This window comes from Lamprobacter sp. (assembly GCF_034860625.1).
Classification (GTDB): domain Bacteria; phylum Pseudomonadota; class Gammaproteobacteria; order Chromatiales; family Chromatiaceae; genus Lamprobacter.
In genome coordinates, this window is the sequence record NZ_JAYESN010000226.1 from 1 (window position 1) to 4,977 (window position 4,977).

Consider the following 4,977-nt stretch of genomic DNA (forward strand, 5'->3'; position numbering starts at 1 on the left):
TGGCTAACACCGTGCTTTTCAACAACACCCGGGCCCCGTCCTTCAGCCCGCCCTCGCCGCGCGCGACATAGCCCTTGCCCTGTTTCTCAGCGGCGCGGCGCAGGACCAGCGTCCCGTCCCGTGCCGCATACTGGCGGTGTTGGCGCACCTGACCGGTGCGTCCCCAGCAGATCTCCAAATCACCGTCGGCCAGGCGTCGATAGGCCCAGTCCTTGGAGGTGCCATCGGTGTGGTGATAGCGAAACAGCCGCCAATTGGACGCACCAGGTGTGCTCACGGCTGACCCGTCCACAGTGGACCGAGCACATCGGCGGCAATGCGATGAATGGCGGTGCGCTCCTCGGCCTCGGCGCGCGCGGTCAGCGCCTGATCCAGCGCATAGGCGAGCGGATTCGGTGCCCCTTTGAAGGTCACCGCCAGCCGCGCCCAGCGCACCAGGGCGCGGGTCGAGAGGGTGATGGTCAGCTCGCCGCCCTGGGCGTCATCCGCCTCGGAACCGAGGAACAGGCGGCGCACCTCCTGCGCGACGCTGACCAGCTTCTCGCGGATCTCGCGCGGCAACTCCGGGACCAACTGTTCGAGCAGCCTGGTTTCCACCGTGGCGTCGGGATACGCGACCTGCAGCACGCGGAAGCGATCCAGGAAGGCCAGGTTCTGCCGCAGCACACCCTGGTAGAGGCCGGTCGCATCACCGGCACCGGCCGAATTGGCCGTGGCGATCAGGCGAAACTTCGGATGCGGTTGGATCACCTCACCACCGTTGGCCGGGATCACCAGCGGCGCCCCCTCGATCACATCATTGAGGCCCGCCAGCTCGGCCGGGTCCATCAGATCGAGCTCGTTGAGGATCAGCAGCTGACCCTCGCGCGCGGCGATCGCCAGCGGGCCGTGCATGAAGACGGTCTCACCACGGATCAATTGGAAGCCACCGAGCAGCTCGTTGAATTCCAGCCGTCCATGACAGGTCACCTCCTGCACCGGCCAATGCAGCCGGGCGGCGATCTGGCGGATCAGCGAGGTCTTGCCGGCACCGGTCGGGCCGGTCAGCAACAGGCCATCGCCATGTGCGCAGCGTAGGAACGCCAGCACCGCATTGAGGCCCTGGCGGAAGACATAGGGCGTGCGCAACGGCACCAACGGATGCTGCTCATCGTCATAGCCCTCGATGCTCAGTCCGGTCGGGGCCTGGACCTCAAAGGTCTGCGCGACGGCATAGCGTTGGAGTCGGGGCATGGGATCGGTCTCCTTCGGTGAACGAGGAGACAGCCCATCCCTTGCAGGGGAGCGCGCTCCCCGTGGGGTGGTGATTGGGCCTCGGACAGCTGAGGCCGGCGTTGAGGTCGGGTCTTTTAAGGCGCTCCGACAGGCGCACAGAAAACCGTTGCGGTCCGCCTCGAAACCCTCAGCAGGAGGACACCGAGGCCGACCGCCTGCCAACAGGCAGGACGGTCGGGCGTTCGATCAGGATCAGGCCGGGCTTAGAACCAGAAGTCCTTCGCATCGGCCCTATCCGCGGCCTGGGCCACGGCATCGGCATCGAAACCGATGCTGGCCTTGTCGGCCTGTTCTTGGACGCTCACGCGCACCCGCTCCGAGGGCTTGCGGCGAAAGCGCTCACAGGTCAGTGCATCCAGGTTCGGCAGCACGGCCTTGAGCAGTTCGGGATAATCAACGCTGCCCTTGGCGCAGAAGCGGGTGATGTGCAGTCCATCCGACTCGGCGATGAGCGCGTCGCCCATCAAAGCGACCAAATCGGTCTGCAGCGCATCACGGTCGCGTTTCTCGGCCTTCAACTCGGCTTCAAGGTCCTGCACGCGCGCCTGCACGCGCCGATAGCGACCGGCCAGCGCTCGCCAGGCCTCAGCCTGTTCCCCGGTTGGGATGAACAGATCCCGCGCCGGGTCTTTCTCCGGCTCCTGTTTGGACTGGATCGCCGTCCAGAAGGCCAGGCCCTCGGCGACCAGGCGGCGGATCAGCGCCGGGTCGCGTTGCAGCTCGAAGACCTCGACGTTGTCCGCGTCCTGGTAGAAGACCAGATAGCCGGTTTGGGTATCCGCCACATAGAGCTGATGCTGGACCTGCACGGCGTAGAGCCGATAGGCGAGCGAGGCGCGGCCATGCGTGCGCACGTCAGCAAAGGTTTTCGGGGCGGGCACCTTCAGCTCCACCGGCTCGCCGGCGTCGTTGAGCCCGTCGAAGGAGGCACGCAGGATCGGCTCGGCATCGGCTTCGGCACACAGCGGCATCAGCAGGGTGTCATAACGCTGCTCGAACCAGTGGCGGGCGGCCTCTTCGAGCCGGTTGCCGCGTTGCACATGCGGGTTGTTGGACAGATCCGGTGGCCGGGCCAGTGCGGTGCGCTCAGCCCAGAGCCGCCAGGGCGTCTTGTAGGGCGAGTGTCCCAGGATGGCCGGCATCTCCGAGGCGGTGATGCCCTGCGCGCGCCACGCCTGCCAGGCGTCGCTGCGCTGGGCGACATCGATGAGTCTCATCATGCACTCCGGGTGTGAGGACGACCGATGCCAACACCGCTTGGGTGCGCATCGGCCGTCGTGATCGGGGCAATGGCGATCAGGCCGCTTGCCGGTGTTCGTCCGCGTGCTGCGCCTGGTGCAGTGCCTGTAAGGCGTAGTCCAGTGCACCACCGGTACAGCGCTCGCGCAGATACTGCGCCGCCTCACGCCAGGCGGCGTTCTCGCCGGCGCGGGCGATGACCCGATCGATGCGGCTTTGCAGGGCCGGATCGAGTGCTGTGGTGGGTGGGGCAGCGTCTGCCGCAACCGACGCAGTCGTCGACTCAGCAACGGCGGCAGGCGGCTGCTCGTCCGTGGGCGTGGTCGATTCGGCGACTGAGGGTTCAGGGTTGTGGCGGGGACTCGAGCCGTTCGCTGACGTGGGATTCGGCACGCTCACGCCGGCATCGGCCTCGATCACCCGGCCTTCCATCTCCTCGGCGGTATAAGTGGCCTCTTCGGGAAAGGCCGTGCGCAAGGAAGCCGCCTTGGCGCATTTCATCAGCTGACCGCGTGGGCGCTTGAGCCACATGTCGGTTGGCAGTTCAGAGTAGGCGCCACCGAAGCGCGCATAGGCCTCGAGCCAGAACACCGGCTCGGTGAAGGCACAGCGCTGGCCACTGATCAGACGGTAGACGGTGACCTCGCACCATTCGGGGAAGGTGACCGTGCTCTCCAGATCCTGCCAGGCGCCATCGCGTTTGAGGCGACCGCGAAAGGTGCACTCTTCGAGCGGCCCAAAGCGCGGTGGATCAATGCCGGCCCACTGGCCGGTGCGTGCGGCGGTGGTCTGCAGCTCGGCGATGCCGGGCCAGACCGTCTCGATCTCCCGGCCCTGGGCCTTGGAGTACATCGGCACGACATGCACTGGGCGTTTCATGATGTCGAGGTTGCGGGCGGCGCAGTAGTGCACCGCGAGGAGAATCCCATCAGCGGTCTTCGCTGCGGGAAAGATCGACTCAGTGAGCACCTTCCAGGTGCTCGGAGTGAGGTTCAGGGCTGGGTCGACCGCCGGCATCGGAATGCGTGGCTGATCGCCCGCGGGCGTTGATGATAAGGAACGGGTCATGCGGACCTCCGCTCAAGTTGTGGGATGAAGGGGCCTGCGCGGCTCAGACCTCCTGCTCTAGGCGCCGCGCCCGCCGCGCGAAGCGCTGGGCGCGTTGCCTGGTGAGCGTGGGGACCGGGTCCTCGGCGCGCCGAGCGCAACCGCGCAGCAGTGCCGCGCGCCGACGCAGACCACAGGCTGTGGCCCGGCGTTGGCGGCGACGCGACGCGGGTTGGGGCTCAGAACGGAAGGTCATCGTTGAAGTCGGCGACGGCAGGCTCGGGCGCACGCCGGGCAGGTGGCCCGGCGGGTTTTGTGCGTGCGTTCGCGCCGGTCGCTGTTGCGGCCGCTGGAGGTGCGGCCTCGGCCGGGCGTCGATCGAGCAGCTTCAGTCGCTCGGCGACCACCTCGGTGCGTTGGCGCTCCTGGCCGTTGTCGTCGTTCCAGCGGCGTGTCTGCAGCCGGCCTTCGACGTAGATCAGCGAGCCGCAGCGCAGATAGCGCTCGGCGATCTCGGCGGTGCGGGCGAACAGCACCACGCGGTGCCATTCGGTGCGCTCCTGCGCCTGGCCCTGTTTGTCGGTCCAGCGCTCAGTGGTGGCGAGTGAGAGATGGGCGATCGGGCGCCATCGGCGCTGTGACGCACCTCCGGGTCGCGGCCAAGGTGGCCGATCAGTTGGGTCTTGTTCAGCATCTGGCGGTCTCCTGTCGCAGAGAAGCCGCGCCCATCGATGATGAGCGCGGCGGGAGCAGCGGGTTAGCGCCGGCGAGGGCGACGCAGGGACGCGGGCAGGTCGATTGGCTCGTCCTCGGCAAGCAAGGGTGGAGCAATGCGCGGCTTGCGCAGTCGGTCGCTCAGGCGCCAGAACAGCACCTTCCAGCGGCGTGGCAGGCGCGCGAAGAGGGGTAACATGGCAGACTCCTGGGGTCTTGAGGCCCCGGATGGAGGGTCAGGGACCACGGATCGCCAGGGGATCAGCAGGATCCGTGGCAGGACGCGCTTGCAGGCCCCGAACGGGGTGAGACTCATAGCGTCTTCGGTCTCAGGGATCGCGGGCGGTTGGACGCGCGCGATCAGGAAAACAGGAGCGCTTTGCTTAGCCTGGCAAGACTGAGTGCGCTGTCGGTGAGGAGTATTCGGGGTTTGGGCGCGGAGCGCAGTCGACAAAGGCGTGCGGAATCGACCTGATTCGCCATACGCTGGCCCGTTGCGAACGCCTGCGCAGCGATTCAGATTCCTGAACGTCGCAACCGCAGTCGGCCCGGCGCAAAAGCGATGCGAAACGATGAGCTTTCGCTGTCGCGCCGGCGCGTCGAACCTTCGACCATGGGCGCATGCATGCTCAACGCGCCCTTTTGGTCTGTTCGCTGCTCGCGCTGATGGTTTCAGCCGCCGAGGCAGCCCTTGGTGCGGCT

General features: G+C 67.0%; 6 protein-coding genes and 1 pseudogene. All 7 read right to left on the bottom strand.

The features are described 5' to 3' along the window. Window positions 1-277: pseudogene (locus VBE63_RS24605) on the bottom strand (hypothetical protein); the annotation flags it as partial. After that, window positions 274-1,233, bottom strand: a complete 960-nt coding sequence (locus tag VBE63_RS24610) for an AAA family ATPase (RefSeq protein WP_323685652.1) — start codon at window positions 1,231-1,233, stop codon at window positions 274-276. The gene VBE63_RS24610 and the pseudogene VBE63_RS24605, both read right to left, overlap by 4 nt. Window positions 1,234-1,478: 245 nt before the next feature. Next, entirely contained in the window at window positions 1,479-2,492 is a 1,014-nt protein-coding gene (locus VBE63_RS24615) for a lambda-exonuclease family protein (protein ID WP_323685653.1), read from the bottom strand. 79 nt (window positions 2,493-2,571) lie between these two features. Continuing rightward, window positions 2,572-3,582 (bottom strand): recombinase RecT, encoded by a 1,011-nt coding sequence (locus VBE63_RS24620; protein ID WP_323685654.1) that lies wholly within the window; start codon window positions 3,580-3,582, stop codon window positions 2,572-2,574. Window positions 3,583-3,625: 43 nt separating this feature from the next. Beyond that, on the bottom strand, window positions 3,626-3,817 hold the full coding sequence (locus tag VBE63_RS24625) for a hypothetical protein (RefSeq protein ID WP_323685655.1): 192 nt from the start codon (window positions 3,815-3,817) through the stop codon (window positions 3,626-3,628). Then, a complete protein-coding gene (gene ssb / locus VBE63_RS24630) occupies window positions 3,801-4,181 on the bottom strand; it encodes a single-stranded DNA-binding protein (RefSeq protein WP_323685657.1) in 381 nt (126 codons plus the stop codon). Before ssb ends, VBE63_RS24625 begins: the two co-directional genes overlap by 17 nt. A 137-nt stretch (window positions 4,182-4,318) precedes the next feature. Then, a complete protein-coding gene (locus VBE63_RS24635; RefSeq protein WP_323685656.1) occupies window positions 4,319-4,474 on the bottom strand; it encodes a hypothetical protein in 156 nt (51 codons plus the stop codon). Window positions 4,475-4,977: the final 503 nt, after the last annotated feature.